The sequence below is a fragment of the Chrysiogenia bacterium genome, from assembly GCA_020434085.1.
In the GTDB taxonomy this organism is placed as follows: Bacteria; JAGRBM01; JAGRBM01; order JAGRBM01; family JAGRBM01; genus JAGRBM01.
This window is the reverse complement of sequence record JAGRBM010000150.1, coordinates 1-2629: the sequence shown is the minus strand read 5'-3', so window position 1 is coordinate 2629 and position 2629 is coordinate 1. Positions and strand designations below refer to the sequence as shown.

The 2629-nt window shown below is 64.6% G+C and carries 2 protein-coding genes; both read left to right on the top strand.

Features of this window, described 5'->3' with window-relative positions:
• Window positions 1–654, top strand: a 654-nt coding sequence (locus KDH09_04945; GenBank protein ID MCB0219021.1) for a hypothetical protein, incomplete at its 5' end; no start/stop codon positions are given.
• 473 nt (window positions 655–1127) lie between these two features.
• Window positions 1128–2629 (top strand): acyl-CoA carboxylase subunit beta (locus KDH09_04940; GenBank protein ID MCB0219020.1); only part of this gene is annotated, 1502 nt, incomplete at its 3' end.

The window sequence follows — 2629 nt, the reverse complement described above, 5'->3', positions numbered from 1 at the left end:
GTTGCCGATGCAGTGAAGGCCCTGGGCCCGTGGATTTCCGACTGGGAGATTCTCAACGAAACCAACACCCCGCGCTTCTGGATCCGCACGCCCTCGGCGCGCGAATACATGGATCTGCTCGTTCCCACCGGTAAACTGATCCGCAGCCTTGCACCCGGCGCGCGCGTCATGCTCGGCAGCCTCTGCGGCAACGATGTGAGCTACCTGGCCCCGGTCGTTCGCCGGCATTACCTCAGAGAACTCCTGGCACTGGGCGCCATGGAACACGCCGACCTCGTGGGTTTCCATCCCTACACGGGTGATTGCTACGTCTCGCTCAAGGGGGAAGGGGGCACCGCGCGCGGCGTGGAGCAGGGGATCGCCCGCTTCTTTGATGCCTACCCGGAGCTTGCCGACAGGACCTGGATCACCGAGATCGGAATTTCCCGCGGGCTCGTGCGCCTTGGCCATCGGGAGATCGGCCGCGTCTATGCCCGCTGGATTCGCGGCGCCGCCGAGCGCGGCGTGCCTGTCTATCTTTGGTGTCTGCAGGACTTCGACGATCCAGAATACGGCCCGCTCAATCCAGAGCGGACCTTCGGGCTTGCGGGAGTGGACCTGCGGATCAATGAGACGGGGCTGGCGCTGATCGAGGCGCTTGGGCTGTCATCCTGAGCGCAGCGAAGGATCTCAACGTGCAGCGAAAAGCTGATGCCTTTGGAGTCCAGTGCAGGTCGTGACCGGTTGAGATCCTTCGGGCATGCGCCCTCAGGATGACAACATCCGTGTTGATCTGTGTTCATCTGTGGTTCAGTTCTTTTCGTCCACGTCGACGTCCATGCGTCGCGTCCGGGTCTGTGTAGGGGCGAGGCATGCCTCGCCCTGGCTTGGTGCCATTTCGCACGCGCCCCCATCTGCCTTCCGACTCCGCCACGGCTTCGTCGGACAAGTCGGCATCTTCCCCCGCGGGCGGGGGAAGAGTTGAGTCGTGCGCGCTACGCGCGAATGTGAGCCCCACTCACCACCCCATTGACGCGCCGCCCCGCTTTGCCTAGAAAAGTGAGTGTTTACTCACTCTGCCCGCGGGACGCCGGATACGGGGCGCAGGGGGCAGACAACCCACGAGGAGGCACCACGACATGCCGACGATGCGACAGCGCGTTGAGAAGCTTCATGCCCAGCGCGCCAAGGCCATGGAAATGGGCGGCGAGGACAAGATCGCTCGCCAGCACGAGCGCGGAAAGCTCACAGCCAGGGAGCGAATTGCAAAGTTCTTTGACGAAGGCACCTTCGTCGAGGTGGGAATCCACGGCACCCAGATGCCCGGCGGGTACGGCCCCAAGCTCGTCCCGGCCGACGGCGTGATCTGCGGCACCGGCAAGGTGAACGGGCGCATCGTCGCCCTTGCGAGCTATGACTTCACGGTAAAGGGCGGCTCCATCGGTCCCACCGGCGAGGTGAAGGTGACGCGTCTTCGCGAGATGGCCACGAAGGGGCGCTTCCCCATGGTGTGGTTCATCGACTCCGCGGGCGCGCGCATCGACATCGGCATGGCCGGCGGCGGTGACAAGAAGGGCGGCGGCGGCATGGGCGGCGCGCTCGGCGGGGCCGGCGACTTCATCTCGCTCTTTGCCAACTCGGGCTTCCTCTTCCGCGAGGAATCCCTGATGAGCGGCGTGATCCCCATGGTCTCGGCCATGATGGGCCCGGGCGCGGCGGGCACGGCCTACATTCCCGGCCTCGCCGACTACGTGCCCATGGTCAAGAAAATCGGCTCCATGGCGCTGGCGGGCCCGAGCCTTGTCAAAGCGGTCACCTTCGAAGAGATCGACGAGCAGACCCTCGGCGGTTCGAAAGTCCACTCGGAAAAATCCGGCGTCGGCGACGGCGAGTTCCCCGACGACGATGCCTGCATCGAGGCAGTGAAGACCTATCTCTCCTTCATGCCCGCCTCCTGCACGGAGAAGCCGCCGATCATCGAGTGCAACGATCCGATCACGCGCCAGGAAGAGGGGCTCCTCGACATCGTGCCTGACGAGGCACGCAAGTCGTTTAACACCTACGACGTCATCAAGCTCATCACCGATGGCGGCGAGTATTTCGACATCAAGCCCAAGTTCGCCAAGAACATGATCACCTGCTTCGCGCGCTTTGGCGGCTACCCCGTGGGCATCGTCGGCAACAACTCGCGCTACCTGGGCGGGGTGATCGACATCGATGCCGCCGACAAGGCCGCGCACTTCATCGAGATCTGCGACGCGTTCAACATCCCGCTGCTCTTCCTGCACGACACGCCGGGCTTCATGGTGGGCAGCAAGGTCGAGCACGCCGGCATCATCCGTCACGGCGCCAAGATGCTCCACTGCATGAGCCAGGCCACCGTGCCCAAGCTCTCGGTCATCCTGCGCAAGAGCTACGGCGCGGGCTACTACGCCATGTGCGGGCGCGCCTACGAGCCCGACCTGCTCATTGCCTGGCCCGGCGCGGAGGTCTCCGTCATGGGCGCCGAGGGCATGATCTCCATTGCCGGGCGCGCCTTTTCCAACCGCGGGCAGGAAATCGCCCCGGCCGCGGCCAAGGCCATGGCCAGCATGATCCAGCCCCACATCGACATCATGAAGGTGGCCCACTGGGGCTTCGTCGACGACGT